This is a genomic window from Pseudoalteromonas sp. S3785 (assembly GCF_005887365.1).
GTDB lineage: Bacteria > Pseudomonadota > Gammaproteobacteria > Enterobacterales > Alteromonadaceae > Pseudoalteromonas.
This window is the reverse complement of the sequence record NZ_PNCT01000056.1, coordinates 28,772-47,264: the sequence shown is the minus strand read 5'-3', so window position 1 is coordinate 47,264 and position 18,493 is coordinate 28,772. Positions and strand designations below refer to the sequence as shown.

At 38.4% G+C, this 18,493-nt stretch carries 16 protein-coding genes; 5 read left to right on the top strand and 11 right to left on the bottom strand.

Annotated elements, in window-relative coordinates; genetic code table 11:
• The first annotated feature begins 76 nt into the window (after positions 1-76).
• Entirely contained in the window at positions 77-1,510 is a 1,434-nt protein-coding gene (locus tag CWC17_RS14635) for a tetratricopeptide repeat-containing sulfotransferase family protein (RefSeq protein WP_138613699.1), read from the top strand.
• Positions 1,511-1,514: 4 nt separating this feature from the next.
• Here the strand turns inward: CWC17_RS14635 and CWC17_RS14630 are convergent, their stop codons facing one another.
• A complete protein-coding gene (locus CWC17_RS14630) occupies positions 1,515-2,417 on the bottom strand; it encodes an alpha/beta fold hydrolase (protein ID WP_138613698.1) in 903 nt (300 codons plus the stop codon).
• Between the two features lie 128 nt (positions 2,418-2,545).
• On the opposite strand from CWC17_RS14630, the gene rlmF reads away from it, so the two are divergent.
• Together rlmF and ltaE are read left to right on the top strand one after the other, a co-directional pair.
• A complete protein-coding gene (gene rlmF, locus CWC17_RS14625; protein ID WP_138613696.1) occupies positions 2,546-3,478 on the top strand; it encodes a 23S rRNA (adenine(1618)-N(6))-methyltransferase RlmF in 933 nt (310 codons plus the stop codon).
• 38 nt (positions 3,479-3,516) lie between these two features.
• Positions 3,517-4,521, top strand: coding sequence for a low-specificity L-threonine aldolase (ltaE, locus tag CWC17_RS14620; protein WP_138613694.1), 1,005 nt, complete (start codon positions 3,517-3,519; stop codon positions 4,519-4,521).
• On the opposite strand, the gene CWC17_RS14615 is transcribed toward ltaE, so the two are convergent.
• From CWC17_RS14615 to CWC17_RS14590, 6 genes are all read right to left on the bottom strand, one after another.
• Positions 4,504-5,088 carry a thymidine kinase gene (locus CWC17_RS14615; RefSeq protein WP_138613692.1) on the bottom strand — a complete coding sequence of 195 codons (585 nt, stop codon included), beginning with the start codon at positions 5,086-5,088 and terminating at the stop codon, positions 4,504-4,506. The genes ltaE and CWC17_RS14615 overlap by 18 nt on opposite strands.
• A gap of 101 nt (positions 5,089-5,189) precedes the next feature.
• Positions 5,190-5,981, bottom strand: a complete 792-nt coding sequence (locus CWC17_RS14610) for a transporter substrate-binding domain-containing protein (protein WP_138613690.1) — start codon at positions 5,979-5,981, stop codon at positions 5,190-5,192.
• Positions 5,982-6,055: 74 nt separating this feature from the next.
• Complete coding sequence (locus tag CWC17_RS14605; protein WP_138613688.1) at positions 6,056-6,526, bottom strand: methylated-DNA--[protein]-cysteine S-methyltransferase; 471 nt, start codon at positions 6,524-6,526, stop codon at positions 6,056-6,058.
• On the bottom strand, positions 6,523-7,878 hold the full coding sequence (locus tag CWC17_RS14600) for a DNA-3-methyladenine glycosylase 2 family protein (RefSeq protein ID WP_055018041.1): 1,356 nt from the start codon (positions 7,876-7,878) through the stop codon (positions 6,523-6,525). The genes CWC17_RS14605 and CWC17_RS14600 overlap by 4 nt, the downstream gene beginning before the upstream one ends.
• 127 nt (positions 7,879-8,005) lie before the next feature.
• The gene (locus CWC17_RS14595) at positions 8,006-8,494 is read right to left on the bottom strand and encodes a GNAT family N-acetyltransferase (protein WP_138613686.1); all 489 of its coding nucleotides are present in this window, start codon (positions 8,492-8,494) and stop codon (positions 8,006-8,008) included.
• A 10-nt stretch (positions 8,495-8,504) separates the two neighbouring features.
• Positions 8,505-13,262 carry a PAS domain-containing protein gene (locus CWC17_RS14590; protein ID WP_138613684.1) on the bottom strand — a complete coding sequence of 1,586 codons (4,758 nt, stop codon included), beginning with the start codon at positions 13,260-13,262 and terminating at the stop codon, positions 8,505-8,507.
• A 559-nt stretch (positions 13,263-13,821) separates the two neighbouring features.
• On the opposite strand from CWC17_RS14590, the gene bfr (CWC17_RS14585) reads away from it, so the two are divergent.
• Both bfr (CWC17_RS14585) and bfr (CWC17_RS14580) read left to right on the top strand, forming a co-directional pair.
• The gene (bfr, locus tag CWC17_RS14585) at positions 13,822-14,295 is read left to right on the top strand and encodes a bacterioferritin (RefSeq protein ID WP_055018043.1); all 474 of its coding nucleotides are present in this window, start codon (positions 13,822-13,824) and stop codon (positions 14,293-14,295) included.
• Between the two features lie 12 nt (positions 14,296-14,307).
• Positions 14,308-14,772 (top strand): bacterioferritin, encoded by a 465-nt coding sequence (gene bfr, locus CWC17_RS14580; RefSeq protein WP_004588793.1) that lies wholly within the window; start codon positions 14,308-14,310, stop codon positions 14,770-14,772.
• A 73-nt stretch (positions 14,773-14,845) separates the two neighbouring features.
• Here bfr (CWC17_RS14580) and CWC17_RS14575 read toward each other — a convergent pair whose 3' ends face one another.
• The 4 genes from CWC17_RS14575 to CWC17_RS14560 all read right to left on the bottom strand — a co-directional run bounded on the left by CWC17_RS14575 (position 14,846) and on the right by CWC17_RS14560 (position 18,066).
• Positions 14,846-15,040: a (2Fe-2S)-binding protein gene (locus tag CWC17_RS14575; RefSeq protein ID WP_004588794.1), complete on the bottom strand. Its 195-nt coding sequence runs from the start codon at positions 15,038-15,040 to the stop codon at positions 14,846-14,848.
• Positions 15,041-15,614: 574 nt separating this feature from the next.
• Complete coding sequence (locus tag CWC17_RS14570) at positions 15,615-16,736, bottom strand: hypothetical protein (RefSeq protein ID WP_138613682.1); 1,122 nt, start codon at positions 16,734-16,736, stop codon at positions 15,615-15,617.
• 113 nt (positions 16,737-16,849) lie between these two features.
• On the bottom strand, positions 16,850-17,173 hold the full coding sequence (locus CWC17_RS14565) for a hypothetical protein (protein ID WP_138613680.1): 324 nt from the start codon (positions 17,171-17,173) through the stop codon (positions 16,850-16,852).
• Between the two features lie 377 nt (positions 17,174-17,550).
• Entirely contained in the window at positions 17,551-18,066 is a 516-nt protein-coding gene (locus tag CWC17_RS14560; RefSeq protein ID WP_138613678.1) for a hypothetical protein, read from the bottom strand.
• Between the last annotated feature and the right edge of the window lie 427 nt (positions 18,067-18,493).

Here is an 18,493-nt window from a genome sequence, read left to right as displayed (position 1 = left end):
TGATAAACCAAGGCGAAATGGTAAGACATTTCGCCTTTTTTATTTTATATTAATTAAAAAACAATAATGTCTCATCATGCTAATTAAAAAAGCCAATCAATTATTACAGCAAAATAAACTCAAAGAAGCTGAGTTTCATTTTAAAGCAATTTTAAATAGTGACCCACAAAGCGGCGAGGCATTTTTTGGATTAGGTAGAATAGCGCTTAGGCTAGAGCGCTTTGATGCAGCGGTATACTTATTACAAAAAGCATGCGAACGTTTACCTCATATGCTAGAACCTTTACACGCCCTTGCCGATGCTTTTAATGGTGTCCAATCCCCTGACGATGCGCTTAAAGTACTCGAATATGCTAAAAGCCTTGCAAGCCATAACCCGGAGCCTCACTACTACTTAGCCCAGCATTATTTAAACTACGGTGAATTAGACAAGGCGCACACTACATTTGCGCATGCGCTAAGTATGGGGATTTATCCTGTAACGGCTTATATATTATTTGAATTAGTTCAATTGGGCCGTTTTAATAAAGAACACAACTATGTGAGTAACCTACACCACTTTTTGACACAAACTAACAACCTGCGCTTAAAAATGGTGTGTTATTACGCATTAGGCAAAAGCTACGACAAACTAGAGGACACAGAGCAAGCGTTTAACTATTATTTGCTTGCCAATAAACTTCAAAAAAAGCTCGCTTCCTTTAAAACCAGTGATTTAGTGCCTTTTTATGAACAAATAATCATGCACAATACACAGACTTTAATTGCATCTGCCGATCACACTTTTACCGGTACTATTACGCCCGTATTTATTATAGGCATGCCCCGAAGTGGCTCTACCTTACTTGAGCAGATGCTGGCTAACCACTCACAATTTGCCACGTTAGGTGAAAACACCAGTATTAGTAACCAAGTAGTGGCTTTTATAGAGCAACAAACACAAACGCCTTATCCCCAATGCTTAGATATATTAAATACTGATTTAATTACAAAAGCGCGCAATATTTATATTGAAGAGCTAAAAAAAGCTCAGCCAATACGCCCTTTTATTATTAATAAGCTACCAAGTAACTACCAATCTATAGGCTTAATTTATTTACTGTTTCCTCACGCTAAATTTATTAACTTAAGTAGAGAGTTTAACGCCACCGCTTTTTCTGTGTTTAGTAACTATTTCGCTGAAAATGAACCGTACTTTTGCGATTTAAAAGAATTTAAACTTTATCATGCGTTGTATACAAAACTGATGAACCACTGGCGCAGTCTGCCCTCATTGCCGCTATACGATATGCATTATGAGCAAATAGTTGTTGAGCCAAAGGCACAGCTAAGTGCTTTGTTTTCATTTTTAGGGTGTGAATATGAACCGAAATGCTTAGCATTTTATAAGCGTAAAGCTGCTGTTAGCACATTAAGCAAACACGCTATTAGGCAGCCAATTAATACACACGCACTTGCGCATTGGGAACGCTATAAAACACCGCTTTTAAAACAATTTGAGCAAGCCTAATGGCTTAACTGTGCTCATTAAACCAGTCCAACACATCTTTAAACTGTTCATCTCGTGCCTGTGGGTGCGTAAGCATATTAATATGATCGTAATCCACACTGTGGCCATAGCACTTGCCATAAATTTTGAGGGTTTGTTTTCCAGGCCCTGACTCTGCCATAAACTTTTTGATATCAATAGGCTGCGCCAGAGCTTTGTCGTTTACTGCGCCAATATGAAGTGTAGGGGGGACATGCAGCTTAGCTAACGCGCTTGCGTAATCAAAACCATCATCGCTATCAACCCAAGGCCTTTTTTTAGCCCATTGCATACTTTGATAATGCGACTTTTGCGATTCGTTATCGCTGCCCCACTTATAGCCTTTCGCGTTTAAGTAACCATGCTTTTTAGCGAGTAATGGCGCCATAAAGTACCAAATCACATTCGCTTGCAGTAACTTTTTAGGGTGGTTGTTAAATAATGAACGTTTTGAGCCAAAATAGGCACAAGCCTTCACGTCTTTTACATACTCAGGAAAACGAGCAAAAACGCTATTCATTAAAACGCCCCCCCAGGAGTGAGCGACCCAATAGTCAGGCTTTTTGCTCTCCACTTCCTCTATATAATTAATAAAGGCGGGAATATCTTCAACTATCGCCTCCGTTTGACCATATTTAGCATGACGTGAAATCAGCGGCTTACTTTCACCACGCCCACGCAGGTCTGCTACATAACAACAATATCCTTGCTCCGCCAAAAAAGGCGCTAAACCTTTATTACTGTGAGTATAAAAAATTTTGCCGTTTTCTACTGCTCCATGCATTAAAAACACGACGGGGCCTGCTTGCTTGTCGTTTGCTATACGGCGTAGATGCAAAGTTTGTTGATTGTTTAATTGAACAAAATGTGATTGCTGAGTGATTGCCACAAATTTTCCTTTGTTATTTTTATTTACTCATCCTACCAGTAGCATGGTTAATTCTAAAGTAAATGGTTGCACTTTTTAGCGGGGCATTTGATACAATTACATCATTATTGAATTGCTAAATTTAAGCTATGAAATCAAAATCAAACAGCAACAAGTTACATCCTCGCAATCAACACTTACATGGCTACGATTTGGACATGTTATGTGAAAAACATAATGCGTTAGCACCTTTTATAATAACAACTCCTGCGGGCAGTAAAAGCATCGATTTTAGCAATAACAAAGCCGTTAAAACGCTTAACCAAGCTCTATTAAAAGCGCACTATAATATAGAATTTTGGGATATACCCGATCAAAACTTATGCCCCCCTATTCCAGGGCGAGTAGATTACATACATCACTTAGCCGATTTATTAAGCACAGATAACCAACAAAACATACCGACAGGACGTAAAATTAAAGCGCTTGATATTGGGACAGGGGCTAACTTAGTTTACCCTCTTACAGGTAGCCACGAGTATAACTGGCACTTTACGGGGAGTGATATAGATGCAAGTTCAATAAAAATTGCAAAGCAAATAGCGCAGTTTAACGGTTTAAAAATCACCGTAAAACATCAAAAAAATGCATCTTCTATTTTTAAAGGCATTATTAACCAAAAAGACTTATTTCATTTAACCCTGTGTAATCCCCCGTTTCACGCAAGTGCTGATGAGGCTAGTAAAGGTACTGAACGCAAATGGAAAAATTTAGGTAAAACACCCCAAAACGCGCTTAACTTTGGTGGCCAAAATAACGAGCTGTGGTGCGAAGGGGGTGAAGAGAAGTTTATCAGTAATATGATTACTGAAAGCGAGCAATTTGCGGAGCAGGTAATATGGTTTACGTCACTGGTTTCAAAAAAAGAAACGCTTGCTACGTTAGAAAAAAAACTCAGTACACTCCCTATTGCTGAATATAAAATTATAGATATGGCGCAGGGGCAAAAAGTAAGTCGCTTTATTGCGTGGAGTTATTTTGATAAAGCTACCCGAGAACACATTTTTGAAGAGTTTATGTAAACCCATAAAATAATAAGGCTAATAAAGGAATAACAACAATGATAGATTTTCGCTCAGACACCGTTACTCAACCTTCCAAAGCCATGCGCGATGCAATGCATAATGCCCCAGTTGGCGATGATGTATACGGCGATGATCCTAGCGTAAACGAATTAGAGGCATATGCATGTGAGCGCTTTAATTTTAACGCTGCGCTTTATTGTAGCTCTGGCACGCAAGCCAATTTATTAGCTTTAATGGCGCATTGTGAGCGCGGGGATGAATATATTTGTGGACAAAATGCCCATAACTATAAGTTTGAAGGCGGTGGCGCTGCCGTACTTGGCTCAATACAACCTCAACCTATCGAAAACGAAAAAGACGGCAGCTTATGTTTTAACAAGGTTGCCGAAGCTATAAAACCTAACGACTGCCATTTTGCCAACACGCGCTTGCTTAGCCTTGAAAATACCATTGGCGGTAAAGTGCTCCCGCTTGAGTACTTAGCTCAAGCTCGCGACTTTGTAAATACGCATAAATTAGCACTGCATTTAGATGGTGCGCGCGCGTTTAATGCAGCGGTTGATCTAAATGTAGATATAACAGCAATTACAAAGCACTTTGATTCTGTTTCAATTTGTTTATCTAAAGGCTTAGGTGCGCCAATCGGCTCGCTATTATTGGGCTCACCAGCATTAATTGACAAAGCTAGGCGCTGGAGAAAAGTACTCGGTGGCGGCATGCGCCAAGCAGGAATGCTTGCAGCCGCTGGTCAATATGCACTTGAGCACAATGTAAATCGCTTGCAAGATGATCATGCTAATGCGCGTTATTTAGCTCAAAAGTTAAATAAATTAAGCGGTTTTACTGTAGATATGAGTAACACCACCAACATGGTGTATGCTACGTACAGTAGTAGTATTAATATTGAAGAGCTTGCACAAGCGCTTAAGCTGCAAGGTATATTATTTAGCCCAAGCAAGCAGCTTAGGCTAGTAACGCATTTAGATATTACGCGCGAAGATATTGATACATTTTTAAATGCCTTAGCGGCCCATATTTAATTCTGCTTTATAATGTTTGCGGCACACCGAAACGTATCGGTCGTTGCCGCCAATTTCTACTTGGTTACCATCGGCAATCGCATTGCCGTTTTCATCTGTGCGCAACACATGATTGGCTTTACGGCCGCAATGACATACTGTTTTAAGTTCAACCAGCTTGTCGGCCCATGCTAGCAAATACTGAGAGCCTATAAATAACTCGCCTCTAAAGTCGCTTCGCAGGCCATAACATAATACTGGAATACCAAGTTCATCAACCACATCAGTTAGTTGCATAACTTGCTCTTTAGATAAAAACTGGCATTCGTCGACCAAGACACAGTGGCGTTTTTTTTCGTTTTGAAGGTTTTGAATCAAATCAAATACATTTTTAGATTCATCAAATATATGTGCATCAGCTTTAAGACCGATACGAGACGATACTTTCCCTACACCAGAGCGGTTATCAATGGCAGCCGTTAAAATAACGGGCTCCATGCCGCGCTCACGATAGTTAAACGCAGATTGTAACAAGGTGGTTGATTTACCCGCATTCATCGCAGAGTAGTAAAAGTATAATTGAGCCATTGCCGTGCCTTAAGATAAAAAGTGCGCTTATGCTACCTTAATATACGATTAATACAAATTTCATATCGCTATTTTAGTTAATAAGCGCTTTGATTTTCTTATTACTCAACAGCTTGCAAGTATTTTATGTAAATTTCAGCACTATCAAAGTGCGCTAGCCATTGCCATATCTCTTTACTAAGCTGGCTATTTTGCTGATAAAACTGCTTTGAAAAAATTAAATAACCGTCCGTTGTTTCATAAGGTGGGTAAAGGGGTTTCACATCACTCCCTTTATGTTGATAGCTCGACACTTTTAAGTCATCTACTTGGCATAAGTCAACACTTGCCTGCACAACGCCTTTATCAAGTAATTCAAATGCTTTATCTTTAGAAAACGTATTATGAATGTAAAAAGGCTCTTCTTTTAGCGCGCTGTTCAAGCCATAGCCATTAGGGATGGCAATAGTGAATGCTTTATTTTGAAATACTTGGCGGGTTTTCCATTGTTTATGAAAACGCGCTCGCCCTATTAAGCAGCTACTAAAACGACTCACTGCAAATCTTTCTAGCAATACGCCCTTTTCGTTTGTAGGGTACACAGCAAAACGTTCACGCCCAGCACGATAACTGGCAATAACCGCATTAACACGGTTAAGTTCTAAATCGTTTAGGCACCTGCGCCATGGTTTTCTAACAAATGAAATAGTCACATTGGGTATGTCGGCATCTAATTGCTTTAAAATTTCAATCGAAGCGCCAGGGTTATCTATCGGTACTTCCTGCCCTACCCCTAAAAACATAGGTGCTACGTCTTTGTCTTCGTAGCAAAACACTAAATTCGTTGGGTCAGCCAGCGCAGGGGCTGCAAATGTAAAAGCACAGAACAAGCTGATAAGTCTATATATTCTCATAATATTTTTATTTTAGCTGAGTTACCTAAAGTGTAGCGCGTCGTTTTATAAATGCCTAAGTTAATGATTATAATCTATATTAAACCTTCATGCTTTAACAACCATTGCTTTCTTGCAAGCCCACCAGCGTAGCCTGTTAACTTTGCGTTTGCGCCTATGATCCGGTGGCACGGCACAATAATACTAATAGGGTTTTTACCGTTTGCAGCCCCTACAGCTCTTACCGCCTTTGGATTGTTTAACAGCCGGGCTATATCACCATAAGTACTGGTTTTACCAAAAGGGACACTGAGTAATGCTTGCCACACACTGTTTTGAAAAGGCGTACCATGCGTATCTAATGGCACATTAAAGGTTGTTCGTCTGCCATTAAAGTATTCGTTTAATTGCTTTGCGCAAATTAAAGCCGGTACATTCGTCACCTGCTCAATGGGTGTATGTGTGTAGTGTGTTTTTGGATAAAAACCGACATAGCTCACGCCGTTTTCGGTTGCTTGAATGATAACGTCGTCAATTGGGCTCGAAATAGCGGTTTGGATAATCATGAAAGTTGTTGCCATAGCTGAAAGGTTAAGTATGAGCGAAATGGGGCGCTCAGTTCAGGGTTAAATTGCTGCGTATTTACTAACGCTTTTTTTACGCCCAGATCGCCAGCTAACAATATATCTGGGTTACTTTGCCCGCGCAGTTTGGCGTAGTTAACGGTCCATGGGCCTATCCCTTTTATCTCAAGCCAATTATCTAAAAGGCTATTTTCAGGGTTATCGGCGCAGTACTTAGATAAATTTTTTAATGCATTTTTGCGCGATTGCGGCATTTTAAAAAATTCAAAGTCGCAGGTAGCTAAGTCCTCTGGCTGTGGAAAATATATTTTATCAGCATGTTGATCACCACGCTCTGCGACTAACTTTGTAACTAAAGTATGTGCCGCTGCTACACTAACTTGCTGACCTAGCACAGCGCGGATCCCCGCTTCAAAGCTCGACCATATTCCAGGCAATCTTAATCCTTCACTTAAATTAAATGCACCATTTATACTACCCTTCAAGTGAGTTTCTATATGGTTTATGTCAGCATCTACATCGAGCACACGACGAATATTATTAATAACTTTATGTAAATGCTCGGTATTGTCTATCACTATTTCAACTTTAAAATGGTTATTTTTCGCTTTAAAGTGCGCGTTAAAATGGCCTACAGCCCCATTTAACTTAAATGTTCGCCCATAACTATTCGGGGTTATCCACTCCATAGGCGATATTAGTCGCTTTGATAAAAAGCTATGTAAGGCTTGCCAATTGTAGGGGGGCCTAAAGGGAAGCGTTAATATAATCACAGGGCTTGACTCTTTTTTTGTTTTTCTGAGCGTTGATGGCGCTAAATGCAATTGTTGTAAAAAGGCATCATTAAAACGGCGCACACTTTTAAACCCAGCTGCAAAGGCAATATCGGTTATTGGTAATGTGGTTTCTTGAATAAGCTTTTTGGCAAACTGACATTGGTTAAATAAACGATATTGAGTAATAGACACACCAAAGTGCTGGTTAAATATACGCCTCAAGTAACGGCTCGTAATACCCAAGCGAGTAGCAAGTATTTCGCAATTATCATTCTCACCTAGGTCAATTAATTGCTTAGCTCTTAGTGCAGTGGTTTTTACTCCCAGCCAAGCCGCGCTACCTGGCGCACTATCGGGCCGGCAGCGTATACACGGCCTAAAGCCCGCTTGCGCGGCATTGTGCGCGTATTGATAGTACAACACGTTTTTTTCATGTGCAGTAGGTGCGGGGCAAATCGGCCGACAATAAATGCCGGTGCTTTTTACGGCAACGTAAAATAAACCGTCAAATCGGGCATCACGGCTTTGCCGCGCTTTTTGCCAATACTGATTATTCATCAAGGGTCTTAATCAATAAAACGTACCTTAGCATAGCAATGTTTTAAACCTGTACTGGCCATTTTCGGCACTCATCTGCTTTTAAAAGTATCATACCAACCCACTTAGTGAGTTAAGCGTGTAAGTATCACGATTGCTCTGCAAAATCGAGCAAGTCTTGGCCTGCTAGGCGATAGATTATCCATTCGTTTTGGGCTTTTGCCCCAATGCTATTATAAAAATCGATAGCGGGTTTGTTCCAATCAAGTACTACCCACTCAAAACGCCCACAGTCGTTTTTTATGGCTTTATTAGCCAAGTGCTTCATTATTAGTTTGCCCGCGCCATTGCCACGGCTGTCAGGGCTTACGTATAAATCCTCTAAATACAATCCATTTTTACCCAGCCACGTAGAGTAATTATAAAAATACACAGCAAAGCCAATAGGCTCATCATCTTCAAGGCAAATAACACTGTGTGCTGTTGCCCCCTCACTAAACAGCGTTTTTATAATTGCCTGCTCATCTGTTTTTACTGCATCGGGTTCTTTTTCGTAAATGGCCAGTTCGGTAATAAACTGTAAAATGGTTGGCGCATCGCTTTTTTTAGCGTCGCGTATTTGTACTTGCTTACTCATGTTATTAATCCTAAAAGTACTGCTCTATTTTTTCTTTTAAAATATCAAGCTGAATGGGTTTAGTTAAGTAGTCGTCCATACCGGCATTAATACACCGTTCTTTATCTGAATTCATTGCATTGGCGGTTAAGGCAATTATTTTTATTGCTTTGTGCTCATCCCCTGCCATACCGTCTCGTATATTAGCCGTGGCGTCAAAGCCATCCATTACCGGCATTTGGCAATCCATTAATACTAAGTCAAAATACCCTTGGTTGTGCTCGCTTAAGGTGTTTATGGCCTCTTGCCCGTTTTGCGCTAGTATCACCTCGCAATTTAGCTTTTTAAGCATCAGTGTAGAAACATGTTGATTAACGGGGTTATCCTCAACTAATAAAATTTTTGCAGGCGTGTCTGTTTTTTCTTTTCTTAGTGACGAAATATACCCTGGAGTCACCAGAGGAAGGGGCTCGGTGCTGTCTGAACTTGTTATAACCGATAACGCAGAAATTAAATCAGCGGTTGTAACTGGTTTAGGAAAATACGCTTGAAAACCAATTTTTGAATAGCGCTGAGCGCCTTCCATGCCAGCAATACTGGTCATCATTACCAGTGGCATGGCTTTATAGTCATCATGTGCTTTAAACACTTTACACAACTCCATACCATCCATTTCAGGCATTTGCATGTCTAGCACAGCAATATCAAACATAGTTTGTTTGTTTTCTATGCGCTGTGCACATAGCTCAAGCGCCTGTTTTGCACTACTAGCAAGCGTAACATTTGCCCCCCAATGTCCTAACTGTTGAGAAATAACTAAGCGGTTAGTCTCATTATCATCAACTACGAGTACATTTAACGAACTCATATTTATATTAGGGATAGTGCGTTCTTTTTCTTCCCCTTCAGCCACTTGCATGGTTGCAGTAAATTCACTGCCTTTGCCAGGTGCGCTCACCAGTGAAATTTTGCCATTCATTAGCTCACATAACTGTTTACATATAGCAAGCCCTAGGCCCGTGCCTCCGTACTCACGTGTGGTTGATGCATCCACTTGCGAAAAAGGGGTAAATAATTGCAGTTGTTTTGCCTTAGTTATGCCAATTCCTGAGTCTTTTACTTTTATATTGAGTAATAGATCTTGCTCAGTTTTTTCTACAGAGGCACTCACCACCACCTCGCCTTGACTGGTAAATTTAACCGCATTACTAATTAAGTTGGTTACCACTTGGCGTATACGCCCGGGGTCGCCCATTAAATGTGAGGGCTCTAGCGCGACTAAATCTAAGATAATCTCAATGCCTTTTTCTTGTGCGGTAAAGGCCTGCGCCTCCGCTATTTCGCCAATTAACTCGCGAGCATTAAAATGTATATGTTCAAGCTCAATCTTGCCTGCTTCCGCTTTAGAAAAGTCGAGTATATCGTTAATAACACCAAGCAAAGAATGAGCACTACTTTTTGCAATAGCGACTTTTTTTTCTATCGGTTTACTTAATGGCTCTAACTCAACCAATTCTAACATGCCTAATACGCCATTCATCGGTGTGCGTATTTCATGGCTCATTGTGGCTAAAAATTGGCTTTTTGCCACCGCAGCCTCTTGCGCTTGTACTAAAGCAACTTTTAACTTTTCTGCCGTTTCTTTACGCTTTTGAGAAACCAACGTACTCCCTACTAACGTAGCCAGCGAGCGTAAATACGTTTCTTCACTATGCGCCCAAATGCGCTTTTCTCCGACGGTCTCTGCACATAAAATACCTAAATTACCATCTCCGGATGAAATAACCGCATCCAGCATCGACTCAATATTTAATGGTTGAGTATAGCTTTGGGTAAATTCAACCGTTGCCTTGTGCGTATACACATCGTCAATTGCCACTAGGTTTTGATCAAAAATTGCCTCATAGTAACTTGGAAAATCAGCCTTTTTGAGCACACCGTCAAAATCTACAAATCCGTTTTGCCGAGTATATAAGCCATGGCAGGCCATTTCGTCGCACTGTTTGTTAAGTATCCAAATAGAGGCACGTTCCACATTTAACACCTCTACCATCGACTTTATCGCCAGCTTTTTAACTTGTGCAACGTCGCTATTTTTTACCTCAGGCGAAACCGTTAATGACGCTAAATTTTTGTTATAGGCATTTGCTTTTTCGCTTTCTAACTCTAGGCGTTTATGTGTATCAATACTTTGGAATGACCCAAAAACACGCACACATTTACCGTCTTTAAATTCTGCCTGCCCCATCGACTTAACCCAGCGCTCTTTACCGGTATAAGTTAAAATGATCAACTCAACACTCCAGCTTTCACCTAAAGTGACTGCACATTCAAATAAAGTACTGATTTTATCTCGATGCTCTCCTGGCTTATAAAAATTTATAGCTGTTTCAATGCTAGGCTCAAACCCTTCTGGTACTTCGTGTATTACTTTTACTACGTCTGACCAATACATGGTTTGGTTTTCTAAATTTATTTCCCATGCACCAATTTGGCCTTGTTTACTCATTGCCTCAAGCAAATTTTGTTGGCGGGTAATTTCTGCTTGAGTATTATGGCGCTCAGTAATATCTGAAATAAAACCATCTAAATACAGTACTTGGTTGTCATCACCATAAATGGCCTGACCTTTTTCGTGTACCCAACGAATATTGCCATCACTTCTTTTTATTCTGTATTCAATCGACCAAGGTAGTTTTTGAGCAATACAGGTACTTACTTGTAGCTCAACCTCCTTGTCATCTTTGTGAATCATTGAAGCAAAGCTCAGTGTTTTATTATTTATAAACGCATCTGGCGTATAACCTGTTATACCTTTTACCTGATCGCTCATATATAACATGGTCCATGCTTTATCAAACTTACACCGATAAATCACGCCTGGAATATTATCTACTAACGAAGCAAAGCGATCGCGGCTGTACTGTAGTTCAGATTCAATCTGCTTACGTTCGGTAATATCTAAATGCGTTCCGATCATACGACGAGGCGAACCATCTAAGTTCCACTCGACCACTTTTGCAGTGTCGAGCACCCAAACCCAGTGGCCATCTTTATGCTTCATTCGCGCCTCGCTGACATAGTAATCAGTATCACCGTTAAAATGCGCTTTTAATTTTTGCTCTGAAATAACCAAGTCATCGGGATGAGCATATTTATACCAGGTATCAATAGTCGTAGGCTGCAAATCACTGAGTTTATAACCTATGATTTCTGCCCAGCGATTATTAAAAGTTACTTTACTGGTATCTATAAACCAATCCCATATTCCTACAGCTGTGGTATCTATAACTAACTGCAACTGGGTTTTATGCTGTTCAAGTTCAAGCTCTTGTAGTTTCAATGGTGTTACATCGGTGCGAATAGCAATGTAGCTTTGTGGTTTACCGTGCTCATCAAAAAATGGCGCTATGGTAGTATCTACCCAATAAAAACCCCCATGTTTTGCTTTATTACATATTTGTCCGTTCCATACCTCACCTCGCTGGAGGGTACAATACATGTCGGCAAAAAATTGTTTGTCGTGCTTTTTGGAATTAAGTAAACGGTGGTTTTGGCCAATTAACTCATGCTCTTCATAGCCGCTAATTTCACAAAACTTCTTATTAACAAAAGTGATAGTGCCTGCTAAATCTGTTACCGCAACAATCGCATGCTCATCAAGTGCACTTTTTTGCTCATCCAATTGCTTAAACGCTATTTGCAAAGCTGAACGTTGCTTTTGCAATACGATCTGTTGCTCTTCTTTCACTGCCACCATTTTTTGAAGATCGACTGATAACTTATATAACTCATGACTATCAGTTAAGGTAGGAACCTTTATCTTTTCGCCATCAGTAATTTTGGCCATCACTGCGGTAAGTTCAATTAAAGGTTTGGATAAACGCCGACTAAGCCACCAAGCTGCACACAAAACAAGCAATAAAGACACTGCATTTGTTAAAATTGCCCAACGTTTATAATAACCAAAGTCTTTGAGCATTATGTGTGAAGGTTTTGCCGCTAAAAGTTGCCACCCTTCTACGCCCAAAAAATCTAACTCGCTAACTTGAGCATTATAAGTGGTACCCTGAGTACTGCTGTACTCAAACGTTTGTTTATTAGTCAGTGTGGTTTGCGTAAGAACAGGAGCCTCTTCTGCATTCGTTACTGAAGAACGCTCTATTTTATTGTTATGAAGTACAAAAAAACTAACATCATTATGTGTGCTATGAATGGTGCTTAGGCCTTCTAAAAGACCACGCATATTTACTTCTGCTAACATTACCCCTTCTAGTTTTTGCGCATCACTAAGCCAAGGTATAACCACAATATTAAACTGTTTACCTTTAAACTCAACAGAGCCGAAAGTGGCTTGCGCTGAGGTACTTACAGAGTTAATAAGCTGGCTCAGTTCACCTTTGTCTATCTGCCCATATGGCGAGATAATGGGCTGCTCGAATGTAGATCCAGCTATAACCTCAATACTATTTACAAAATCATAGTGAGTAACAAAATGATTTATTAGTTTGCTTTGTTCAAGAGGGTAATTAGCAAGCTGGTTTTTAAAGGTATATAAATCAGTAAGATGATCATCAAACCATAAATTAGTAAACTCAGCTGCAATAGAGCTTAATTCGTGAAGTTCTGCATCTGCATTTTTTTTTAAGGTACTATTTACATGCTGTAAGCTGAACCAGGTCAGTAAGCAAAGAGGAACAATAGCCATAAACAAAAAAGTAATGATCAGCTTACTACGCACAGACTGAGCTGTGCCACTTAGCAGCCCATACTTTTTTCCTTCAACCATGCTATATATCCAATAACTGTAAATGCATTATTTGTTACCTACATTAATGCACTAAAACCTAAAAGACGCAAGTTTTAGCCCTCAAAGTGGGAAAAATACACCACTTAATTACAGTTTAAACATCAGTAAGTTGCAATTAAAAATTAATTACTCAAATAGACTAAACGTTTAAATTACGGCAATTTTAACCTTTCTCTTTTTTATATTTTATTGTTAAAAACTAAAGCTCACTATTTATACGAACTTTTACTTATCTAGAACCTTAAAATGTGCTTAAATTTATGCAAGTTTTTGGTATTACAACGCTCGCGCTTACATACAATTGTGCGTTTACACGTATAAACCCTAAGCCACATTTGAAAATTTTTGGTGAAAATACTTCAAATAAATCACATTTCATAGTTAAACAAAAATGCAAAACTGTTCATAAACCAAGCAGTAACGCAAACTTAAATAAGAATCAAAACCAATTGTAAAGCAATGATTTTTATAGAAAAACTTGCAAAACACACAATTTCAACTACACTGTGCACAATTAAAATAGTTAAGGTGATTTATCATGAAAGGTAATCAAAAAGTAATCGATGCATTTAATACTTTGCTAGCCAATGAGTTAGCCGCAATTGACCAGTATTTTATTCATTCACGCATGTATGATGACTGGGGTTTAGATAAATTATATGTACGCCTTAACCATGAAATGGAAGAAGAAAAAGATCACGCCGATTGGCTTATAAAACGCATCTTGTTTTTAGAAGGTGTGCCTAATATGACTAAACGCCGTGATCTTTTGATTGGTAACGATGTAAAAAGCATGATGCAGAACGACTTAACACTTGAGCTTGAAGTGGTTGCATGTGTTAAAGACGTAATTGCTATTTGTGAAGAACAGCAGGATTATCAGTCTCGCGAAGTATTAGAAAAGCTATTATTTGATACCGAAGAAGATCATGTTTATTGGCTAGAGCAACAACTCGGTCTAATTGATAAAATTGGTACACAAAACTACCATCAAGCACAAATGGGCGAGTAAGGAGCATAAAGTATGAAAGGCGATAAAGACGTTATAGCTGCTTTAAATAAAGTACTTGCTAATGAGCTTGTGGGTATTAATCAATACTTTTTGCATGCCCGTATGTTTAAAGATTTTGGTTTTAGCCAGCTCGATAAAGCAGACTACAAAGTTTCAATTCAAAAAATGAAAAATGCCGACCGTTTAATTGAGCGTATTTTATTTTTAGAAGGTTTACCTAACCTACAAGACTTAGGCCGATTACGCATAGGCGAAAACAGCGAAGAAATGATTGCTGCAAATATGAGCTTTGAGCTTGATACAATTGATGACTTGCGCAGTGCAATTAAGTTAGCTGAAAACAAAAAAGATTATATTAGCCGTGAAGCACTTGATAATATTTTGAACGAGCAGGAAGAACAAATTGACTGGCTAGAAACCCAGCAATTACTTATTCAAAACACGGGGCTTGAAAATTACTTACAGTCTCAACTGTAAGGTAAATTTAGGTCATAAAAAAAGCAGCTTTATAAAAGCTGCTTTTTTTGTATCTGAATTTTGTAATAACGAATTAAGCGACTTGATCGGTAATATCTGCAATCTCAATAAGTTTGCGATTTAAGATCTTTTTAGTACAACAACAACACTTACCGCATTGGCTGCCTACTTTAAGCTCTTTAGTTAATTCACGCATGGTAGTTGCACCATCGTCAATTGTTTGCTCAATTTTTTTATCAGTCACCCCGTGACAAAGACAAATATACATGAATACAAACTACTCTCAATTTCATTTAGTAGGTGCATATTAATCTAAACAGTAATGGTTATCAATTGTTTCGCAGTAGAAAAGCTTATTTTTTAGAAAAATAAGATCAGTGCCACTTAAGTCGAGAATACACGGCGCGTTGAGAACTTATTGATTTATAGAGAAATATGGCACTTAAATTGAGATTTATTAACTTAATTACACTCTAAAAATAATTATGTTTTTTATTAGGTAAATTTCTTTAACAGCGGGAAGTTACTTACAAGCGTCTATAAAGGTAACTACTTTGAAATGATAATTTGGCTATTTATTGTTTACTTCGAGGTAGAGTTTATTTAGGCCGTCGCTTTCATGAGTATCGACATCGCAGCTTTATTTTTCATTACGTAAAGAACCTCGACTCTTGGCCAGTTACAACTGCGGATTGCATCACTCAATAATTACCGCCGGTCTGCTCTGTGCCATGAGCGGACGGTCGTAACGCCTTGCTAAGCGGCGAAAAATTGTTGGCTAAAATTAGCGATGAACGAGCAAAAGCCAACTGTTTTTTGTCCGTTTAAGCAACTTGTTAGAGCTAAAAATTACCGACCCTTACTTTGTTAATAACGTCCTCATTGGATTTGTTATATTTAGATTCATGGTTGTACACAGTTGAACCAAAATAAGTGCCACCTGCAAATTTTATTGACCACCCTTTATATTCTTCTTTATTCCCTTTTATTTCAAATGTGCCAACTCTAGCGTGGTTGGCCACATGAATCATACCGCGCCATTCAAGTTGATCATTCTCCATTTCATGACCGTAGTTTTTAATTAACATGAGTTCTTTCGAGAATGATAAATTTGAAAAGATTAAACTATATTTTAATTTTATTTCTTTGTTATCCAGATAAAATTTAGAGTCATTGTAACTTATCGTTTGCCATAGTCCGCGACTTGTTTTATGAGTAAAGCCATTTTCTTGATTAAAGTATTTTACTTCAATACCAAAATAAGATGGTTCAAAGCCCTCTTCAATTAAGTGCTCTTTAGGAAATAAGACATAGTCAATTCTAACATTTACATTTTCAGATAAATGAATGCCATTAACTTCTGGATAAATGTAAAAGTCTGAAGCCAACTTTTCATTGAACCAATTTTTCAACTCTGGTTCGCTTGTGAACCTTTCTGTTGTTTCACGTAATTTATTATATTTTTCTTTTTTTAAAAGAACTGTTTGATTAATCAAAGCTCGAATTGCTTTTTCTGAATTAAACTCATCTTTAATCTCTTCTATAAATTGAGCTAATTTATCATTAACCTCTTCAAATTTTTGTTGTTCAGCTAAAAAAGTTGATTGATAATCTGGAAAGCCATTAATCGTGTTAGTGATTCTTCGTTCTTCATCCCATAAAGAAGAAATCTCTTCGTACGCAATTCTATTTTTGATAGAACGTTCTTCTTCAATATTGGGATCAAATACTTCCGGTTGTTTACCATTAAGAATTTTAAGAGCATCAATTTTTTTTAGTGAGCCTCCACGCTGTTCACCACATTTATTACACTGGTAAACATAATGAATACCACCACCAAATTCTCTTGTTTTTATTTCTTTGTGCATTTCACAACTGCAAGGTCCTGTAGCTCTCGCATTTTCCAAAGACTCTCTTTTGTTTTTAATTTCTACGAGTTCTTCAATGAGCAGATTAGCGTCCATATTCATCCTTTAGCTCTAACGCTCGATTAACGGGTTAAAAATAGTGGGCTAAAATCGAGCGAAGCGAAGTGCCCGCTGTTTTTAATCCCTGTTTAATTGCTTGTTATACCTACTCACCCCGATACTGTAACTCTCACTGCAACACCGATTACAGATACTACAATTGCAACAATTGATAGTGTAAGTGACAACTTATAACGAGATTCTTGTTTCTTCATAGACAAGAGATTTAACAAATGGTCGTAGCATTTATACCATTTTTTAGAGTAATCATTGTCTGTAGCATAAGGTTCCTTATTGCCATCACCTTTATCTGTATATGGGAAGTACTCATATAGTTGTTTTAACAAGGATTTTAATTCTTTCTCAGACAATTCTGAAGTAGCTGGTTCAAAAACCTTACATTGAAAATTATAAACATCTTTAAATTGAGCCATGACTTCCCTTTTATCGCAAATTCTATTAGTAGGTATAACAATTTAATAGTGCGCTCATCGCGCATATTTCTGCCGACGCTACGCTCATTTTTCTACATTATATAGTTTTAACAAATTACCTAAGGTATTACTATCACTAAGTTTTCTAACTATTTTAAGTAAAGTTAAATTAACCAATGTGCGCGCAGCGCTCATTTTCATGAATATATGCACAAAGAGCAGTTTAACAAATCAATTAGCGACGATATTTAGCCAATCTCAATGACCGGTTATCGCTCATTGCCGAAGTATGCCTGAGTATATGAAGCGGACGATAGTAACACATTAAGCAGCGCGGCCAGCCTGCAAGCCGATGCTGACGTTAGAATAAAACCTCATCACTTTCGCCTAAATTTACCAGCCCGAGAATGCCATTTTGTTGAGTCTTTTACGTTTTCAAAGCGATGTTGCATGTTGTTATATCGGGTCCCGCCAGGCTCAATACTTTCGGTGCTCGCGATTAGCATGCGGTTCAAGTTTTCTAGCTCGTAAAGCTCTAAATTGGGCAATCTTGAAGCCATATTTTTCTTAAAATTCTTGTGGGCCTTTATTTGGCTAACTAGAAACTTCTTTTCTTTCTTTTCGTATTCAATAGTTTTTTCGTCCGTGATGTGTTTTTCATGTGTTTCTCTTTCAGGATCCTGCTTCCTTTTTTTCTTAATTTTTTCTTTACTATTTTTCAATGATTTTTGAATGACGTTGGAATACGCCCATTTTTGAGCTGCTCTTAAAGCTACATTCCAACTTTGGTCATTAGCTTTAAATTTAAGCGACAGAAGATGATCTTTAGTCCATTTACCTGATTTTAGCATTTCCCATATGAACTGCTTATTTTCGTGTACTTTATTATCCACGCTCATTCTAGCTTCGGTCTCAAACCTAATGATAATTTAATATTAGTGCGCTCATCACATATATTCCTGCCAACTCCACGCTCATTCTTCTACATTAAATAGTTTTAGCAAATAGCGCGAAGTATTACTACCTCTAAGTTTTCTAAAACTTTTGAGTAATGTTAAATAGCTCAATATGCGCGCGCAGCTGATTTTCATAAATATATGCGCAAAGCGCAGTTTGACCACTAAATTGACTATTATATTTATCCAATCTCAATGACCGATGTTCGCTCAAATCAGACCCCGAAAAATAGCTCATATAGATATCTAGGTTAACGCTTTCAAAAAACAGAAGTATATTTCCGATAACTACCTTTGAATCCTATAAACGGAAGTTTGATTCCGAAATATAGCAATATTGCCTTACAAACCGGAAGCTTACTTC